Here is an 18,569-nt window from a genome sequence, read left to right as displayed (position 1 = left end):
TGCCAACACAGGCCGCACAGGAGAAGAGCATGAATTCACGACAAGGGGGCGAACTGCGGCTCGACCCCATCACGGCGGCCGATCTGCCTCACATCTATCGCGGCCTGTCGGATCCAGAGGTTATTGCCCACTACGGCATCAGTTACGATAGCCTGACAGCCTGTGAGGCCCAGATGGCGTGGTACGCCGACCTGGTGCGTCAGGGCACTGGCGGCTGGTTTCTGATCCGCAGTCAGCACACCGACCTCCCCATGGGGGCCATCGGCTACAACGATGCCGATCCGCAGCACAGAAAGGCCGAGCTAGGTTATTGGCTCTATCCCGAGTACTGGGGAAAAGGGGTAATGGGCAGGGCCCTGCCCCTTTTTCTGACCCACTTCTATGGCACCACTACGCTGCACCGGCTGCAGGCCCTGGTGGAGGAGCCCAATGTCGCCTCCGCCCGCGTCCTGCTCGGCGCCGGATTTCGCTACGAGGGGACGGCGCGGGAGTGCGAATGGAAGGGGGATCAGTTTATCTCCCTGCAACACTACGCTCTGCTGCGCAGCGACCAGCCAAGCGCCCGGTAGCCAACACCCCTGATAGACAAAGAACCCCGCACTGCGGGGCTCTTTGTCGGGCTGGTTACTTGATGGCGCAGATAGTCTCCGTGGCCCGGGTGCGGCGCAGATAGCGGCGCCACAGGGAGAAGAGACCGTAACCTGCACTCAGCAATACGGCATAAAACACCTGGGAGGCGAGCGCCACCAGCACGGCGAGGCAGAGCAAGACGCTCAATCCCGCCAGCCCCTTGCCCATGCCGCCGAGCAGGCGCCAGCCTGCCGCCATGCAGAGCAGGTAGACCAGCACGAAGTTGCCGTTGGCGTAGCGGATCAGCTCATCCAGCGGCAGCCGCAGCCAGAGGATCAAGGTGATGGAGACAAGGCAGATGGCGAGCACCCAGCACAGGGCATTGAGCGGCGCTCCCCGGGCCGAGAGACGAGCCAGCGAGATGGGCAGCTTGCCCTCCCGCGCCATGCTCCAGATAAGGCGCGCAAACCCCTGCAGATAGATGTTGATGCTGGCAAAACAGGAGAGATAACCCAGGATTGCCACCAGCCACTTGGCGGTAGGGCCGAACAGCAGCGAGAGCAGGGCCGGAATGGCGGTGGCATTTTTTGCCTCGTCGCCATAGAGCCCATACTTGAGCACCACCAGCGAGTGACCCCAGTAGATAAGCCCCGCCAGCAGCACGCCGCCAAGCAGTGCCAACGGGTAGTCCCGCTCAGGTCGCTTGAACTCCTCCCCCATGTGGGCGAAGGCTTCCAGCCCCACGAAGCACCAGAACATCACCGCCAGCGCCGTGCCCATGGCAGGCCATTCGCTTGCGGTCGGCAACGGCTGGGCCCCGTCGCGCCAACTGAGATCCCCCTTGAACCAGATGAGCAGGGTCAGCCCCAAAATGGCCAGGGCGATCAGCAGTTGCAAGTTGCCGGAGGAGCGCGCGCCCCGCAACCCCAGCAGAAACACCCCGAGCAGGGTCAGCAGCTGTATGCCCCACAGGGTCCACTCCTCCATCTCGAACAGGGCATGCCAGAAGCCGGCGGCAATGGTGAGTGCAGCAGGCAATCCCACCGGCAGCACAGCCAGAAACAGGAAGGCGGAAAAGCGCTCGGCGCCATTGCCAAAGGCAAGCCCAATCAGGTGCGGCGCCCCGCCTGCGTGAGGATAGCGACGGCCAAGCCGGGCGAAGGTGAAGGCAATGGGCAGCACCAGCACAATGAGCAGCACCCAGGCCCAGAGCGAGGCCCCACCGGCCAGCGACGCCGCGGTCGCCGGCACCACGAAGATACCGGTACCCAGCAGTGAGGTGGCGAGCAGCCCCATTCCCTGCCAGAGCCCGAGATCCTTTTTCAAAGCAGACATATTCCTTTGTCCCGATTAATAAACACACATCGGGCCATGTTAGGCCGCAACCCCTTGCTTGTTAAGGACTATCCCTTGTTCAAACAAAAAAGCCGCCTCTTGCGAGGCGGCTTCTTCATTCAACAGTGTAACCGGAATTATCAGGCAATCAGCTTGTAGATGATACCGGACATGGCGATCAGGCCAATCAGGGTCACGAAGCCATTGCTGATGTTACCAGCGTATTTGCGCATGGCGGGAACCTTGGTGATGGCGTACATCGGCATCAGGAACAGCAGCATGGCGATGATGGGGCCGCCCAGGTCTTCGATCATGCCGAGGATGCTGGGGTTGACGGTAGCCACAGCCCAGGTGGTCAGGATCATGAAGACGGCAGTCACCTTGTCCAGTTGCTTGATGTCGACCTGCTTGCCTTTCTCGCGCAACGCCTTGGCCATCAGACCGTTCATGCCCTCTTTGGCACCCAGATAGTGGCCGAGGAAGGACTTGCTGATGGCAACCATGGCGATCAGCGGAGCCGCTGTGGCAATGAAGGCATTATCGAAATGGTTGGCCAGGTAGGACAGAATGGTGATGTTCTGTTCCTTGGCGGCAGCCAGATCAGCCGGGGAGAGGCTCAGTACGCAGCTGAACACGAAGAACATGACGGTCATGACCATCATGACATGGGCACCCAGCAGTATGTTGCCGCACTTCTTCTCGGCACCGGCGCCGTAACGACCCTTGTTGTCCACCGCGAAGGAGGAGATGATCGGAGAGTGGTTGAAGGAGAACACCATCACAGGAATGGCCAGCCACAGGGTCTTGATGAAGTCGCCGTTGAAGGCATCGGACAGAGCCGGTGCTTCTGTGATGATGGCGCCGTTCCAGTGTGGAACCAGATAGAAGGCCAGGCCCATCAGGGTCAGCACGAACGGGAATACCAGCACGCTCATCGCCTTGACGATGAACTGGCCACCGAGGCGTACCACCGCCATCAGACCCAGGATCAGTGCCAGCGACAGGACGGCACGGGGTGGTGCTGTCATACCCAGTTGGTGAACCAGCAGGCTTTCAACCGTGTTGGTGATGGCGACCGAGTACATCAGTACTATGGGATAGATGGCAAAGAAGTAGAGCAGGGTGATGAACTTGCCAGCGGTCTTGCCAAAGTGCTCTTCCACCACTTCGGTGATGTCGCCATCACGGGTGGAGCCGGACAGTACGAAGCGAGTCAGACCACGGTGTGCAAAGAAGGTCAGCGGCAACGCCAGAAGCGCCATGGCCACCAGCGGCCACAAACCACCTACACCGGCGTTGATCGGCAGGAAGAGTACACCGGCACCGATGGCGGTACCGTACAAACCCAGCATCCAGACCAGATCGGCCTTGGTGTTGCCACGGGAAGACGCATTACTGGCTACGCTGCCTTCTACTGCAATATTCATGTCAGACATAGTGGTGTTCCTGTCATCAAGGAAAATAGAAAAATCGAGTCAACCGGGCGCAATGCCCTGTCCCATTTCCCTGGAACTCCTGCCGTCCATCCCTGTTTTTTCTTCCCCCCAAACCCGGCAAGGTGGTCATTACTCCATGCAATAACCAAATTGCAACAAACAGGTCAGTGGGTCATCAGCCTGGGGCTGTCAGCGCGTCAGCTGTTACAAGTCGTTAACGCGCCTTTGTTCTGATGGGCTGACTCTAATTAAATCCCCTTAACGATCACAGTGTTTTTTTGAATTAATCAACCAAAGTTTGACTAGAATCGCCTTTCTGGCGTCATGGATCACGTTATCAGCTCAACCTTGTGAACAACCGTTAACAAGTACAGGTAGTTTCACCAGTATCTATATCCTTATAGGTATAACAAACCGCTTACACTCGGTCGTTTATTGGTCAGGTTGTGCCTCGCCTTGCCCTGACGTACCCTGTTGTTCACCCTTTTTTCCCCTGAGTTGTCATGGTCATCACCCGTACCGATCTCGCCGAACTGGCGGTTTTTGCCGCCGTGGCCCGCCATCAGAGTTTCAGCAAGGCCGCCCTCGAACTCGGCGTCTCGGCCTCCGCCCTGAGCCACAGCCTGAAAGGGCTGGAGACCCGGCTCGGTGTCAGACTGCTCAATCGCAGCACACGCGCCGTGGTGCCGACCGATGCGGGTCAACGTCTGCTCGAGCAGTTGCTGCCGACCCTCAATACCCTGGAAGAGGCCCTCGACGAGCTGGCCCATCACAGCAATGAGCCTGTCGGGCGACTGAAAATAAGCGCACCAAGGGAGGCCATCAACGACTTGCTGGCCCCTGTGCTTATCGATTACATGGTGCGCTACCCGCGTATGCAGGTAGAGGTGGTGGAGCAGGAGCTGATGCCACGGCTTATCGAGGATGGCTATGACGCCGCCATCTTCTACGGCGATCTGCTGCCCAAGGAGATGATCGGTGTGCCACTGGGACCACACCAGCGTTATCTGGTGGTGGGCTCACCGGCCTATCTGAGCAAACACGGCACACCGCAACATCCCCGCGAGCTGTCGCGTCACGCCTGCATAGGTTATCGGTTGACACCCTCCCACCATTATCGCTGGGCGTTTACCGAGGGAAAGGGGAGCATGCTGGAAATCGAGGTGACAGGGCCGCTCACCACCAGTACGCCAGCCCTCTATCTTGGCGCTGCCGAGGCAGGGCTGGGATTGGCTTACTGTCCGGAAGAGGAGGTCAGCAAGCAGCTGGCAGAAGGGAAACTGTTGCGAGTACTGGAGCCCTGGTGCCCAACCTTCGTGGGATTTTCACTCTTCTATCCAAGCCGTCATCAACTGGGTAAAGGTCTGCGCGCCCTGATCGACATGCTCAAGGCACACTACCAAACCCAGTGATTGCTGAATTTTACTCATCAATTCATCAATCTTAAGGCGGATTATCAACAAAAATGTATTAATTTAGACTGTCGGCTCGATAATCGAACTCCCCAAGAGAATAGATATGTCTGCCTACTTCACATTGCGCCAGCGGGCGATGACCCGCCGTTTCTGGGGCTATGCCCTCCCCTCCATCATGGCCATGCTGGTTTCCGGTGCCTACTACCTGGTCGATGGCATCTTCGTCGGTCACTACGTGGGCGCCGCCGGCCTCGCCGGCATCAACCTGGTCTACCCGGTCATCATGGTGTTGATCGGTCTCGCCGCCATGATCAGCATGGGCGCGGCCACCGCCATCTCCTTCCAGCAAGGGGCCAAGAACCTCAAACTCGCCCGCCAGGCACTGGTCAATGCGCTCTGGCTGCTGGCCTTGCTCGGCACTCTGGCCCCCCTGCTACTGCACCACTGGCACATCGATATCTTGCTGGCATTGGGAATCGAGCAAGGCACAGAGACCTGGAAACAGGCCAGTGACTACCTCTACTGGATTGGTGGCGGTACCCTGCTGCTGGCCAGCAACCTGGCGGTGCCCTATCTGCTGCGCAACGACGGCAAACCCAGGCTGGCCATGATCCTGGTCAGCGGGGGCGCAGTGCTGAACATCATTCTCAACTACATCATGGTCGGTCGGCTGGGGTTGGGACTGATAGGCTCTGCCCAGGCGACACTCATGTCCGAGGGGGTCGTCAGCCTGCTGGGTCTGGGTTACTTCTTTACTTCCCATGCCAAACTGAATTTGTCATGGCGCCATATGGTGCCCAATTTTCCGGCCATGCCCAACCTGCTCTTTACCGGCCTGCCGAGCCTGATCGCCCAGTTCAACCTGGGACTGCTGCTGCTGCTGCACAACAGCCAGCTGATGGCGTATGGCGCCATCAAGGATCTGGCCGGTTACACGGTAGCAGGCTACACGGAGGCAATATTCATCGTCATCCTGCAGGGACTGGCATTTGGCATCCAGCCTCTCGTCAGTCAGGCGGCGGGGGCCAAGCGCTACCGTGATCTGAAATTCCTGATGGAGATGGGGCTCAAGATCACGCTGGTCTATGGCATGGCGGTCTGGTTGCTGATCCAGCTGCTGCCGCGCCAGGTGGCCATGCTCTACACCGGCGGTCAGGATGCCGAACTGCTTGCCGCCGCCGTCAGCAGCCTGACCCTCAACCTCAGCGCCATTCCGCTGGAAGGGATCATCATCTTTGGCATAGTGCTGCTGCAATCCATGGCTCGCACCAAGCAGGCACTGATCATCTCGGCAGCCAAGACACTGCTGCTGCTGCCACTGATCTTCTTGCTGCCGATGCAGTGGGGACGCGAAGGTGTACTGCTCGCCCAGCCCACGACTGTGCTGCTGTTGACCCTGCCGCTGTGCTGGTTGCTGTGGCGAGAGTGGCGTCGCCTAAAGCTGGCGTGCGCTCCTCAGGGTCTGCACCAGGCCACAGGGCTAACCGCTCGTCAGGCTCTGCGACTGGCACGTCGCCCTAGCTAGACACAAGTAGCACGAATACGTCGGCTAAAGCCGGGTAGCCAGCTCACGCACCTGTGGCAGCACCATCGCCTGCTGGGCTGCCACCAGTTGCAGCTCATAGGCTCCGGCCAGCCAGGTCTGGGCCACGACTGCATCGACGCTGGCATTGGTGCGCTCGAACGCCGCCACAGGCGTGAACCCTGCCAGCAGATTGGCCAGCATGGTGGCGCTCAGCAGATCACCTACCCCAATGGGATCGCGAGCAAAGGGATAGAGGGGGCGTGAGATATGAAACGCCCCCTCTTCGCATACCAGCAGCATTTCGAACCTGTCCATGGCAAACCCCGCCTTCCCGAGATACTTGACCATCACCAGCTTGACCCCCTGATCCCGCAGTTGCTGGCATGCTGCCAGTGCCTGGGGCACATTGCGGATCTCCCGATCGGTCAGCTGTTCCAGCTCCAGCAGATTGGGGGCCAGCATATCGGCGCAGGTCAGCGCCCGATTTTTGAAAAAGTCGGCGACGCCGGGTGCCACTATGCACCCTTTGTCGGGGTGACCCATGACGGGATCACAGAAATAGAGGGCGTTCGGGTTGAGCGCCTTGAGTCTGGCCACCGCCGCCAGTATCTCTTCCCCCTGCTCGGCCGAGCCGAGGTAACCGCTTAGCAGCGCATCGCACTGCCCCAGCACGCCTATGTCGGCCAGACCGGTTATCAGCTGACGGATATGGCCATACGGCATCACCATCCCCTGCCACCCCTGACTGTATTGGGTGTGGTTGGAAAACTGCACCGTGTTGACGGGCCACACTTCCATGCCCATGCGGCGCATAGGGAAGACGGCGGCACTGTTGCCGGCACAGCCAAAGACGACGTGGGATTGAATGGAGAGAATGCGCTTCATGACGACTCACAAAATGGATAAAAACCGCAGGGAAAAACGGGCCTTGCGGCCCGTTGTTGTCACTTTGATTAGCGCAGCACCTTGACGGTGTAGCTGCCATCGGCCTGACGATAGAGGCCGTGGATATCGGTCTCGAAGCCCGGGTAGTGGGCGCCGATCTCGCACAGCATCTCGAGGAACTCGAGCACCGGCAGGGAATCAGCCGTTACCATCTCGCCCGGCAGAACCAGGGGCACTCCCGGCGGGTACGGCAGTATCATGTTGGCGCTGATGCGGTTCACCATGTCACGCAGCGGTACCTCTTCCAGATTGCCCGCCAGCTCCTGTTGCCAGGCGAGGTGCGGGGTCATCTTCATCTCCGGCAGCACGTCGAACGCCTTGAACATCAGCTCCGGCAGACGGTACTTGCAGGTCAGATCATGGATGCTCTGGGCCAACTCCTGAATGCGCATCCCTTCGTAGAAGCTCGGGTCTTCACGATAGAGGCTCGGCAATATGCTCTTGATGGTCAGGTTCAGGTCATAGCCACGCTTGAACTCGGTCAGGGCGCGCAGCAGCTGCATCGCATTGGACTGATCGATCCCGATGGAGAAGAGGAACAGCAGGTTATAGGGACCTGTCTTCTCCACCACTATGCCGCGCTCGTCCAGGAACTTGGAGACCAGGGAGGCAGGCAGGCCACGCTCAAGCAGCTCGCCCTGACGGTTCATCCCCGGGGTCAGCAGCGTGACCTTGATGGGATCCAGGTACATGTGGTCATCGTCGATGCCGTTGAAACCGTGCCAGTCATCTTTGGGATCCAGCTTCCAGCACTCAACGGTGTCGATGTTGTCCGGCTGCCATACATCGAAGAACCAGCCTTCGCTCTGATCACGCAGCCGCTTGATCTCCTTGCGAAAGGAGACGGCGCGATCGATGGAGTCCTTGATCAGACGCTTGCCGCTGTTGCCCCGCATCATGGCGGCGGAGATCTCGGTGGACGCCACTATGCCGTATTGCGGCGATGTGGAGGTGTGCATCATGAAGGCTTCGTTGAAGGTCTCTTCCTCAACGTCACCCTTGATGTGGATCATCGAGGCCTGGGAGAAGGCCGCCAGCAGCTTGTGGGTGGACTGGGTTTCGTAGAACACCTTGCCCGGCATGGCGTCGCCACTCATGCCGCATTTGCCCTCATAGATGGGGCTGAAGTTGGTGTAAGGCACCCAGGCACTGTCGAAGTGGATGTAAGGGGTATCCAGACTCTCCTTGATGAAGCCGGTGTTGTAGAGCAGGCCGTCGTAGGTGGAGTTGGTGATCACGGCGTATCGGGGGGCCTGGGCACCCGGGGTGGCAGCAACCTTGGCCGCTATGGTCTCGCGGCTAAATTCGCTCTGCGGAATCCCCCCCAGAATGCCGTAGGCGTTGCGGGTCGGACGAAAATAGATAGGGGTCACGTCACTCATCATCATCAGGTGAGTGAGGGACTTGTGACAGTTGCGATCCACCAGCACAGTGCTGCCCGCCGGGGCGGAGAACATGCCGACAATCTTGTTGGCGGTGGAGGTGCCGTTGGTGACTATGTAGGAGCGGTCGGCATTGAAGGTTCGGGCGATGTACTCCTCGGCCTCCTTGTGCGGGCCTGAGTGATCCAGCAGGGAACCCAGCTCCGGCATGGAGATGGAGACATCCGCCTTGAAGGCGTTGGGGCCGTAGAAGTCATAGAAGATGCTGCCGGCCGGGCTCATCTGGAAGGCGGTACCGCCCATGTGCCCCGGGGTACAGAAGGTGTACTTGCCCTCTTCCACGTACTTGAACAGCGCCTTGGTGAAGGGCGGCAGTATGGCGTCCTGATACGCCTGAGTAGCCTGACCCATCTTGAGGGCGATGTCGTCGGCCATACCGAGACGGTACTCGAAGAAGTGGACGTTCAGACGCAGGTCGGTCAGGTGAATGTCCAGGGTGGACTGATCGTTGGCGAAGGCGAAGATCGGCAGCTTCTCGTTGCGATCGTGGATCTCCTTGCACAGACCCAGTGAATATTTGTCCCAGTCGAAGATGGCGCCGCAGACGCGGGGGTTCTTCTCGATAAGCTTCAGCAAGTCGGCCACATCGACCGGGTACACAACCTGAAAGCCTTTGCGCTCCAGGGAAGCTTGCAGCTGGCGAATGGGTTCTTCTTTAAAGAAAACGCCCAGGTGGTTGAGGATGGCAATGATATTCATCTTGATGCTCCACACATGAAAGGGCGCTCTCCATCAGGGATGGTGAGTGAAGAGCGCTCGGAAGAAGAAAAGGGAATTAGTGGCTGGCTTGCTCTTTGAGCAGGGCGTCGTGTTGACGCAGCCCCTGTTTTTTGGCGTAGAACATCAGAATGATGAGCGACACCACGAAGGTGGCAGTAAGGTTTGACCCCTTGGCGCCCATCAGGGCCACCAGACAGAAGACACAGGCGACGCCGGAGAAGATCATGGTGCCTATACTGCGGGAGGTCATGCCCTCGAAGCGAATGAGGTTAATGCTGGAGTAGAAGTAGGGCAGCATGGTCAGCAGCACAGCATCCGTGGTCAGCACGTTGAACAGATCGGCGGCGTGAGCGGACCGGGAGGTGAAGGCGGTCAGGCCAATCATCAGCGCAGTCATCTTGAGGGAGCCGAGGATCAGGCCCTTCTTGGCCACACCGTTCTTGTCCAGCTCACCATAGATTTTCGGGAAGTTGCCGTCGTTGGCGGCACGCTTGCCCGCCTCGCCCACCAGCATCATCCAGGAGCCCAGCGAGGTGAAACAGGCCAAAGCGGTAAAGGCAGACACGAAGGGAGCAGACCAGTTGCCAAAGATGGCGGAGGAGGCCATGGCAAACGGTGCGCCGGAGGCTGCTACTTCACCGGCCGGGAACATGCCGCTGATCACCTGGGTAGAGAGGATGTAGATAACACCCGCGATACCCGTGCCCAGCATGGTGGCGAGGGGGACGGTGCGCTTGGGGTTCTTCACCATGCCGGAAGAGACGGCGGCGGATTCCACGCCGACGAAAGACCAGAGGCAGATGAGCACGGCACTGATGACCGCATGCAGGTCGCTGCCGCTGGTGGTGTTCCAGTTCTGGCTGTAGACGCTGGTATCAAAATGCCCCCACCCCATCACGGCAGTACCCACCACAGGCAGCAGGATCAGCACCAGACCCAGGGTACAGAGTCGGCTCACCCAGCTGCCGCCGAGCAGGTTGACGAAGGTGAAGATCCAGACCGCCGCTATGGTGGCGATGGCCGCCGGGATAGGGTTGTTGAGGATGGGGAAGAAGACCGACAGGTAAGAGACGCCGGTAATGGCGATGGCCAGGTTGCCGATCCAGTTGGCATGGTAATAGAGCACACCGGTCTGGAAACCGAACACCGGAGAGATCTCGCCAGCGTACGCAATGGGGCCACCCTCTTGCGGGTTCTTGGTGGCGAGACGGGCAAACACGAAGGCCAGGCCCATGGCACCTACCAGACAGATGGCCCAGCTAAAAATGGAAATGGAACCTATGGTAGCCAGTGCCGAAGGCAGCAGCGCTATGCCGCTCCCCATCATGTTGCCGGCCACCACACCAGTACAGGCGATAAGGCCAATCTTCTTGCTCGTATCTAGGGACATAAGATCTCCGGTTCTATAAAAGGTCGGGTCGTCACATACACATTTGGCGGAACGCCCCGCCAACGAATGGGCACAGACTAGGCCTCTCCTCCCCGGAAAACATAAGGACCCGCTAACGGATAAAAATATGAGCCAACTTTTTTCGCCGCCTCGGCACCTTTTCAAAAAACCATTTAAAAACAGCAAATTGAAATCAAGCCACACCGCCATATTGATAAAACCTTGATATCCGGCCACCCCGCTTTTGCCCCTTGATAACCCCCTTATCTCGCCGTCTTGATATTTTTCCGGGGATAAACCCGGGATAAAGAGGCTCCCATTGCGCCCCCTCCCCTTGCGGCCATCCGAAAGTCCATCGGACCATCACTCCAAGTGGCCACTCACCCCTGTTCGACCCTCCGCATCTCTCATCACCACCCCGGCTCAGAGGCAAACCTCAGCGGCAATACCCGGTGCCCGGTGACCGGCAGGCCATACCCGCACTCACAGTGGAATAGCGGCAGCGAGCAGTGCTCATGACGCAAAGCCGGACAAGCGCAAATGCGGCGAGCAAGTCAAACGCGGGTGACAATGAGCAGCGGGAGATAAATCGGGCTGAGCCAGACTGGCTATTCCCTTGGGCAGACAGACGGATTGACGCAGACAGAAACGACACAGGCCGCCCGAAGGCAGCCTGTGGATACGGCCGGCAACAGTGCCGACCGAGGGAAAACAAGCGCTTCGGCGCTAGAAGAGCTTCACCTTGCTCTGGCCCAGCGCATTGAACAGTGCTGGGGTGAGGGTCTCCATGTTGCTGTAGAAACCGAGCTGCTGGCAGAGCAGATAGGTCTGCTCGGTCGCCTCCATCAGGAAGGCCTGACTGTAGGCATCTCCCGCCACCTCGGGGCGGCCATCCAGCTCCGCCAGCTTGCCCTGCAGTATGTAGTAGAGTACGGAGCGGCCACGGCTGGCGGCCTGCGCCAGCAGCTGACTCGCCTGCTGAGGCTGGTTGTTGAGGATGGCTTGCAGGGTCAAGGCCTCCCACACCCGAGCAGGCACGACGCCATCGCTTTGCACCACGCTGGCGAGATGAGTACCTATCCCCATCAGATGCTCACTCTCGGACTTGCCCGCCAGGGTTGCCAGCGCCTCCCCCGCCAGATAGCGCTCTGCCAGCAACAACGGCTGATCCGGCTGGACGAAAAGAGAGTTGTCGAGCAGCGCTATGCCACGCTTGAGGGCCACGGGATCCTGGCTGTTGATGTAATACTGCGCCTCCATCATGGCCATCAGGGAGGCATCATCGGTGGGCCATCCCATGCCGGGCAAGACGTCCGGCTGATCGAGGGCCCGCAGCAGATCCTGACTGCTCGCCTGCAGCACAGCGTGTACCTTGTGACGGCTGAGCTGGTACTGGTGGCTGAACAGCACCCGATTGGTATTGATGTTGCGATACTCCAGATCCAGATAGGTGCCCCGCGGCTGGCGGGAGACCCGCACGCTCAGCTCCTTGCCGGGCAGTATGCCCCCCATCAGATTGGTGGCGCCGTACTGCACCCGTAGCGGGGTAGCCGCAGCCACCTCCCCCATCAGGGCACGAGTGATGCCATCGGCCAAGCGCACGTTCTCGTTGTTGTCATCCATGCCGGAGTGAAAGCGAAACACCAGCAAATTGGGATCCAGCATGGCGTGGACCTGGGGGCTGGCGTGCTGATAGCTGAGCATGCTGACGATGGCGACCAGGATGACGGCCACGAAGATATCGAAGCTCACCATCTTCCAGCGGCTGCGGGCATCCTTGGCGTGAGTCGAGATGGCGCGGGTCAGGGGCCCGGCGGGAAAAGGGGCGACATTGGGCAGGGCATCGTCATCGTCGGCCGTGGCAGGCGGGCTCAGATCGGAGAGAGTCGGGTTGTCTGAGAGAGCGGTATTGACCGCGGGCTGCTCGTCCGCCATCACCACGGAAACCACCTGCAGCGGCCGCACCGATGCCACCAGCTTGTAGCCGCGCTTGGGCACGGTAACGATATAGTCGGCCGCATCAAAGCGACCATCTTTGAGGATCTTGCGCAACTCAAAGATGGACTGGGTGACCACCTGATCGGTCACCTCGGCGCCGTCCCACACCTCCTTGATCAGGGCATCGCGGCCAAACACTGTGCCCGTATGGCAGGCCAGAAACCGCAACAGATTGACCAGTCTGGGTTCAAGGTAAACCTCGCGGTCGGCGCGACACAGCATGTTGTCGTCAACCCTCAGGGTCCAGTCGTGGATCTCAAAAACCGATTCGCTCATGATTCACTCGCTGCAGATGGAGACAATGCACAATGAGAGTGACGCAAACCAGGACTGACTGAACGGAACAAGGCGCTGCCAGTGCGAGGTGGCAGAAAAAAGGGAACCGGATCAGTAAACATCGCTGTGAGTCAGTCTGGCCAGGCCATCCTGCGTACGTCTGAAGAGCATCCTTGCGGGCATTCCAATCGGGTCGATCGGAAGGGGGCCACTTTAAGCAAAACGGGAGCGGGATCCCACTTTTATTGGCCATTAACCACAGCTGAATTGATCCAACACAGGGGTTTTCGGCAAACGGGGTGCCGACTGATATCCATATGAACAGCACTTTCCCCGCGCCCAAAAAAGAAGGCCCCCGCATATGCAGGGGCCTTTTGACGCCATTTAGAGAAGCATGCAGGGCTTAGCAGTAGCCGTAGCCCATCAGGCGCTGGTAGCGCTGCTCCAGCAGCTGATCGGTCTCGAGCGGACGCAGGGCATCCAGGTCCTGCTTGAGGCGCTCCTTCAGGCGCTGGGCCATCAGGGGCACATCGCGGTGGGCACCACCGAGCGGCTCTTCGACTATGGTGTCGATGAGCTTGAGCTCTTTCAGGCGCTGGGCCGTGATACCCATGGCATCGGCGGCCACGGGCGCCTTGTCGGCACTCTTCCACAGTATGGAGGCGCAGCCTTCCGGCGAGATGACGGAGTAGGTGGAGTACTGCAGCATGTTGACGCGATCACCCACGCCGATAGCCAGGGCGCCACCCGAGCCGCCTTCACCGATCACGGTGCAGACAACGGGCACGGTCAGACCGGCCATCACTTTCAGGTTGCGGGCGATGGCTTCAGACTGACCACGCTCCTCGGCACCCACGCCTGGGTAAGCGCCCGGGGTGTCGATGAAGGTGATGATCGGCATCTTGAAGCGCTCGGCCATCTCCATCAGACGCAGGGCCTTGCGGTACCCTTCCGGGCGCGGCATGCCGAAGTTGCGCTTGATCTTCTCCTTGGTCTCGCGACCCTTCTGCTGACCAATCACCATCACGGGCTCGCCGTCGAGACGGGCGATACCCCCGACGATGGCCTTGTCATCGGCATAGGCGCGATCGCCAGCCAGCTCGTCGAAGTCGGTGAAGATGTGCTCGATATAATCGAGGGTGTAAGGACGCTGAGGATGACGCGCCATCTGGGATACCTGCCAGGCACCCAGATCGCCGAAGATCTTCTTGGTCAGCTCTTCGTTTTTCTTCTCCAGCCGGCGAATGTCTTCATTGAGATCGACAGCACTGTTGTGCTCACTCACATGACGGAGTTCATCAATCTGCGCCTGCAGCTCGGCAATCGGCTGTTCAAAATCCAGAAAAAGACTCATAGGGCCTATAGATCCTCTAATCAAAAACCAATTCAACCCGCTCTCGTCCCAGCAGGACACGCAAGTCATCTATCAGTTGATCGGTGGGCGTCACCCGCCACTCGGTACCGAGCGTCAATCGCACCCGTGAGCCGGGGCGACGATAGTTTACCTGAACCGGACAGACTCCGGCACGGGCGGGTTCCAAAATCTCGCACAAACGCGGGAAAAAGCGATCATCAATCCGCTGTTCATCGAGGGAGATGCGGATTGCCCTGGCAAAACGCTCCCTCGCATCGTTGATATCCAGTAATTCACGGGCCGACATTTTAAGGCCACCGGAGAAGTCATCAAAGCTGACCTGTCCAGAAACCACCAAAATACGGTCTTTTTGCATCAATTCTTCATATTTTTCCAGCGCTTCACTGAACAGAGTCACATCCAGACGGCCGGATCTGTCGTCCAGGGTGAAGATCCCCATCTTGTTGCCACGCTTGGTCACCATGCTGCGGGCCGCGATCACCAGCCCCGCTGCCGTGGTAACCGTATCCCGGGAGGTGGGATGCAGATCGCACAGACGGCCGGACGTGTAGCGACGCAATTCGCCGCTGTACTGGTTGATGGGGTGACCGGTCAGGTAAAGACCGAGCGTCTCCCGCTCCCCTTCCAGCCACACCTTGTCAGGCCAGTGCGGCACGTTGGCGAACGCCTTCTTGACGTCGTCAATCTCCTGGGTCAAGACCCCGAACATGTCGACCTGACCCACGGCCTGTGCCTTGGCGTGCTGCTCGGCGGCGCGCATCGCCTCTTCCAGCGTCGCCATCAGGGCGGCGCGGTGAGGACCGAGCCTGTCCATGGCGCCTGAGAGGATGAGTTTTTCCATCACCCGCTTGTTGATCTTCTTGATGTCGACCCGGTTACAGAAGTCGAACAGATCGCGAAACGGCCCGTCCTGATCCCGGGCACTGAGAATGGCGTCGATAGGGCCTTCCCCCACTCCCTTCACAGCCCCTATGCCGTAGACGATGTGGCCATCTTCGTTGACGCTGAACCGGTAGCGACCGGTATTCACATCAGGCGGTATCACGGTAAGCCCCATGCGCTGACATTCGTCCACCAGGGTCACTATCTTGTCGGTGTTGTCCATATCGGCGGTCATGACCGCCGCCATGAACTCGGCCGGGAAGTGGGTCTTGAGCCAGAGGGTCTGGTAGGAGACCAGCGCATAGGCGGCGGAGTGGGATTTGTTGAAGCCGTAGCCCGCAAACTTCTCCACCAGATCGAAGATCTTTACCGCCAGTTCGCCGTCGATGCCGTTCTTGACCGCCCCTTCCTCAAACCCGGATCGCTGCTTGGCCATCTCGGCCGGGTTTTTCTTGCCCATGGCCCGGCGCAGCATGTCCGCACCCCCCAGGGTGTAGCCCGCCAGCACCTGGGCTATCTGCATCACCTGCTCCTGATAGAGGATGATGCCGTAGGTGGGTTCAAGGATCGGTTTGAGACTTTCGTGTTGCCACTTCTCGTCCGGGTAGGAGATCGCCTCCTTGCCGTGCTTTCGCTCGATGAAGTTGTCCACCATGCCCGACTGGAGCGGGCCCGGACGGAACAGGGCCACCAAGGCGATCATGTCTTCGAAACAGTCAGGCTGCAGCCGTTTGATGAGATCCTTCATGCCACGGGATTCGAGCTGGAATACCGCCGTGGTCTCGAACCGCTGCAACAGATCAAACGACTTCTTGTCGTGGATGGGGATGGCGGCGATGTCGACCGGCGGCTTGCCCTCTTTGACAAGGCGCGGGTTTATCATGCCGAGCGCCCAGTCGATGATGGTCAGGGTACGCAGCCCCAGGAAGTCGAACTTCACCAGCCCGGCGTATTCCACATCGTTCTTGTCAAACTGGGTGACAGGGTGATTGCCGGAGTCGTCGCAGTAAAGCGGCGCAAAGTCGGTGATCTTGGTGGGCGCTATTACCACACCACCTGCGTGTTTGCCGGCGTTGCGCACCACCCCTTCCAGCCGGCGCGCCATGTCGATGAGGTCTTTGACCTCCTCGTCCTGCTCATAAAGCTCGGGCAGCTTGGGCTCGGCCTCGAATGCCTTGGCCAGGGTCATGCCCGGATCAGGCGGGATCAGCTTGGATATGCGATCGACGAAACCATAGGCATGGCCCAGCACCCGGCCCACGTCCCGTACCACCGCCTTGGCCGCCATGCTGCCGAAGGTGATGATCTGGGATACGGCATCCCGGCCATACATGTCGGAGACGTGCTCGATCACCTCGTCCCGTCTGTCCATGCAGAAGTCGACGTCAAAGTCGGGCATGGATACCCGCTCCGGGTTCAGGAAGCGTTCGAACAGCAAGTCGAATTCAAGCGGGTCGAGGTCGGTGATCTTGAGCGCGTAAGCCACCAGTGAACCCGCCCCCGAGCCCCGGCCCGGGCCAACGGGGATGCCGTTGTCCTTGGACCACTGGATAAACTCCATCACTATGAGGAAGTAACCCGGGAAGCCCATCTGGTTGATGACTTTCAGCTCGATCTCGAGGCGCTCGTCATACTCGCCGCGCTTGACGGCGCGCACGGCCGGATCCGGGAACAGAAAGGTGAGACGCTCTTCCAGGCCCTCTTTGGATTTGGCCACCAGAAAGTCTTCGGTGGTCATGTCGCCGGTCGGGAAATTGGGCAGGAAGTATTCACCCAGACGCACAGTCACGTTGCAGCGCTTGGCGATCTCCACCGTGTTTTCCAGCGCTTCGGGGATGTCGGCAAACAGCTCGGCCATCTCCTCCTGGCTGCGCAGGTACTGCTGCGGGCTGTAACGGCGCGGGCGACGCTTGTCCATCAGGGTATAGCCATCGTGGATGGCAACCCGGATCTCGTGGGCGTCGAAGTCCTCGGCGTTGAGGAACACCACCTCGTTGGTGGCCACCACCGGCAGCTCGAACTCGGTGGCAATGGCCACCGCCATGTGCAGGTAGACCTCTTCATCGGGTCGACCGGTACGCAGCAGCTCCAGGTAGTAGGCGTCGGGAAAGTGGGTCTGGTAGAAGGCGAGACAAGACTCCGTCATCTGCCGGTTGCCCTTGAGCAGGAACTTGCCCACGTCCCCCTCCCGTCCACCCGAGAGCACTATGACCCCCTTGGCGTGATCAGTGAGCCACTCCTTGTCGATGACGGGACGCCCCTGCACATGCCCGCGCTGATAACCGCGGGAGATGAGCAGGGTAATGTTCTGGTAGCCGTCATTGTCCATGGCCAGCAGAGTGAGGCGGAACTGCTCGTCCCCCAGCTCACTGCTTTGCACCCAGAAGTCGGCCCCGACGATGGGCTTGATGCCCTTGCCGTGGGCGGCGCCATAGAAGCGCACCAGACCGCACATGTTCATCTGGTCGGTCAGGGCCAGCGCCGGCATGTTGTTGGCCGCAGCGGCTCCGACGATGGGATTGATCTTCTGCAGACCATCGACCATGGAGAAATCGGAGTGGACGCGCAGGTGGATAAAACGGGGTTCAGCCATCGTCATACCCTCTCGTTGCTCAAACAGAAATGCATTGGCTATTCGATCCCAAGTGCATGGCGCACCGGCTTGAAACTCTTGCGATAAGCGGGCAAGGGCCCGCGCTCGGCCAGAATGGCGAGGTGCTCAGGGGTCGGATAGCCCTTGTGACGGGCGAAACCATATTCGGGATGACGGCTGTCCAGCTCGGTCATCTCCGCATCGCGAGTCACCTTGGCCAGAATCGAGGCGGCGCTGATGGCGGCCACCAGGCTGTCGCCCTTGACCACGGCGCGCGCTTCCATCGGCAAGCTTGGACAACGGTTGCCGTCGATAAAGACCAGCTCAGGGGTGATAGACAAGCCCGCCACGGCGCGCTGCATTGCCAGCATGGTGGCGTGCAGTATGTTGAGCTCGTCTATCTCTTCGGGACTGGCACGGCCTATGGCCCAGGCCAGCGCCTTCTGCTTGATCTCGTCAAACAGCGCCAGACGCTTCTTCTCGGAGAGCTTCTTGGAATCGGCGAGCCCGGTGATCGGGTTGGCCGGATCCAGGATCACGGCGGCGGTGACCACGTCACCCACCAGGGGGCCACGACCCACCTCGTCCACCCCGGCAACCAGCTTGTCTTCGGGAATATCGATCATCATCTTGCAGCCTTGAATCAAAACAGGCCCCGCAGGGCCTG

General features: G+C 59.6%; 12 protein-coding genes. 3 read left to right on the top strand and 9 right to left on the bottom strand.

The features are described 5' to 3' along the window. Nucleotides 1-29: 29 nt before the first annotated feature. Nucleotides 30-569, top strand: a complete 540-nt coding sequence (locus AACX78_RS07250) for a GNAT family N-acetyltransferase (RefSeq protein ID WP_159165786.1) — start codon at nt 30-32, stop codon at nt 567-569. Nucleotides 570-624: 55 nt separating this feature from the next. Here the strand turns inward: AACX78_RS07250 and yjeH are convergent, their stop codons facing one another. Both yjeH and AACX78_RS07240 read right to left on the bottom strand, forming a co-directional pair. Then, nucleotides 625-1,905 carry an L-methionine/branched-chain amino acid transporter gene (yjeH, locus tag AACX78_RS07245; RefSeq protein ID WP_159165785.1) on the bottom strand — a complete coding sequence of 427 codons (1,281 nt, stop codon included), beginning with the start codon at nt 1,903-1,905 and terminating at the stop codon, nt 625-627. Between the two features lie 140 nt (nt 1,906-2,045). Then, a complete protein-coding gene (locus AACX78_RS07240) occupies nt 2,046-3,341 on the bottom strand; it encodes an HAAAP family serine/threonine permease (protein WP_034523881.1) in 1,296 nt (431 codons plus the stop codon). 503 nt (nt 3,342-3,844) lie between these two features. Here AACX78_RS07240 and AACX78_RS07235 point away from each other — a divergent pair. Beyond that, complete coding sequence (locus AACX78_RS07235) at nt 3,845-4,753, top strand: LysR family transcriptional regulator (RefSeq protein ID WP_059112112.1); 909 nt, start codon at nt 3,845-3,847, stop codon at nt 4,751-4,753. A 106-nt stretch (nt 4,754-4,859) separates the two neighbouring features. Further along, complete coding sequence (locus AACX78_RS07230; RefSeq protein WP_113720538.1) at nt 4,860-6,281, top strand: MATE family efflux transporter; 1,422 nt, start codon at nt 4,860-4,862, stop codon at nt 6,279-6,281. Between the two features lie 24 nt (nt 6,282-6,305). Here AACX78_RS07230 and pdxY read toward each other — a convergent pair whose 3' ends face one another. From pdxY to rnhB, 7 genes are all read right to left on the bottom strand, one after another. After that, nucleotides 6,306-7,166, bottom strand: coding sequence for a pyridoxal kinase PdxY (gene pdxY, locus AACX78_RS07225; RefSeq protein ID WP_159165784.1), 861 nt, complete (start codon nt 7,164-7,166; stop codon nt 6,306-6,308). Between the two features lie 68 nt (nt 7,167-7,234). Beyond that, complete coding sequence (locus AACX78_RS07220; protein ID WP_059112115.1) at nt 7,235-9,367, bottom strand: lysine decarboxylase CadA; 2,133 nt, start codon at nt 9,365-9,367, stop codon at nt 7,235-7,237. A gap of 76 nt (nt 9,368-9,443) precedes the next feature. After that, a complete protein-coding gene (cadB, locus tag AACX78_RS07215) occupies nt 9,444-10,778 on the bottom strand; it encodes a cadaverine/lysine antiporter (RefSeq protein ID WP_005312099.1) in 1,335 nt (444 codons plus the stop codon). A 726-nt stretch (nt 10,779-11,504) separates the two neighbouring features. Continuing rightward, nucleotides 11,505-13,052 (bottom strand): lysine decarboxylation/transport transcriptional activator CadC, encoded by a 1,548-nt coding sequence (gene cadC, locus AACX78_RS07210; protein ID WP_159165783.1) that lies wholly within the window; start codon nt 13,050-13,052, stop codon nt 11,505-11,507. Between the two features lie 403 nt (nt 13,053-13,455). Next, the gene (gene accA / locus AACX78_RS07205) at nt 13,456-14,406 is read right to left on the bottom strand and encodes an acetyl-CoA carboxylase carboxyl transferase subunit alpha (protein WP_159165782.1); all 951 of its coding nucleotides are present in this window, start codon (nt 14,404-14,406) and stop codon (nt 13,456-13,458) included. Between the two features lie 16 nt (nt 14,407-14,422). After that, nucleotides 14,423-17,902 carry a DNA polymerase III subunit alpha gene (gene dnaE, locus AACX78_RS07200; RefSeq protein ID WP_159167473.1) on the bottom strand — a complete coding sequence of 1,160 codons (3,480 nt, stop codon included), beginning with the start codon at nt 17,900-17,902 and terminating at the stop codon, nt 14,423-14,425. Between the two features lie 38 nt (nt 17,903-17,940). Beyond that, nucleotides 17,941-18,531, bottom strand: a complete 591-nt coding sequence (rnhB, locus tag AACX78_RS07195) for a ribonuclease HII (protein ID WP_005312094.1) — start codon at nt 18,529-18,531, stop codon at nt 17,941-17,943. Nucleotides 18,532-18,569 lie beyond the last annotated feature (38 nt).

This window comes from Aeromonas sp. 9A (assembly GCF_963900955.1).
Taxonomy (GTDB): domain Bacteria; phylum Pseudomonadota; class Gammaproteobacteria; order Enterobacterales; family Aeromonadaceae; genus Aeromonas; species Aeromonas salmonicida.
This window is presented reverse-complemented; position numbering and strand designations above follow the sequence as displayed.

What these genes read in the sequence shown, in the direction of transcription:
- pdxY (WP_159165784.1), bottom strand. Translation starts at nt 7,166, where the DNA reads ATGAAGCGCATTCTCTCCATTCAATCCCACGTCGTCTTTGGCTGTGCC.
- dnaE (WP_159167473.1), bottom strand. Translation starts at nt 17,902, where the DNA reads ATGGCTGAACCCCGTTTTATCCACCTGCGCGTCCACTCCGATTTCTCC.
- cadC (WP_159165783.1), bottom strand. Translation starts at nt 13,052, where the DNA reads ATGAGCGAATCGGTTTTTGAGATCCACGACTGGACCCTGAGGGTTGAC.
- rnhB (WP_005312094.1), bottom strand. Translation starts at nt 18,531, where the DNA reads ATGATGATCGATATTCCCGAAGACAAGCTGGTTGCCGGGGTGGACGAG.
- AACX78_RS07230 (WP_113720538.1), top strand. Translation starts at nt 4,860, where the DNA reads ATGTCTGCCTACTTCACATTGCGCCAGCGGGCGATGACCCGCCGTTTC.
- AACX78_RS07220 (WP_059112115.1), bottom strand. Translation starts at nt 9,367, where the DNA reads ATGAATATCATTGCCATCCTCAACCACCTGGGCGTTTTCTTTAAAGAA.
- yjeH (WP_159165785.1), bottom strand. Translation starts at nt 1,905, where the DNA reads ATGTCTGCTTTGAAAAAGGATCTCGGGCTCTGGCAGGGAATGGGGCTG.
- cadB (WP_005312099.1), bottom strand. Translation starts at nt 10,778, where the DNA reads ATGTCCCTAGATACGAGCAAGAAGATTGGCCTTATCGCCTGTACTGGT.
- AACX78_RS07250 (WP_159165786.1), top strand. Translation starts at nt 30, where the DNA reads ATGAATTCACGACAAGGGGGCGAACTGCGGCTCGACCCCATCACGGCG.
- AACX78_RS07240 (WP_034523881.1), bottom strand. Translation starts at nt 3,341, where the DNA reads ATGTCTGACATGAATATTGCAGTAGAAGGCAGCGTAGCCAGTAATGCG.
- accA (WP_159165782.1), bottom strand. Translation starts at nt 14,406, where the DNA reads ATGAGTCTTTTTCTGGATTTTGAACAGCCGATTGCCGAGCTGCAGGCG.
- AACX78_RS07235 (WP_059112112.1), top strand. Translation starts at nt 3,845, where the DNA reads ATGGTCATCACCCGTACCGATCTCGCCGAACTGGCGGTTTTTGCCGCC.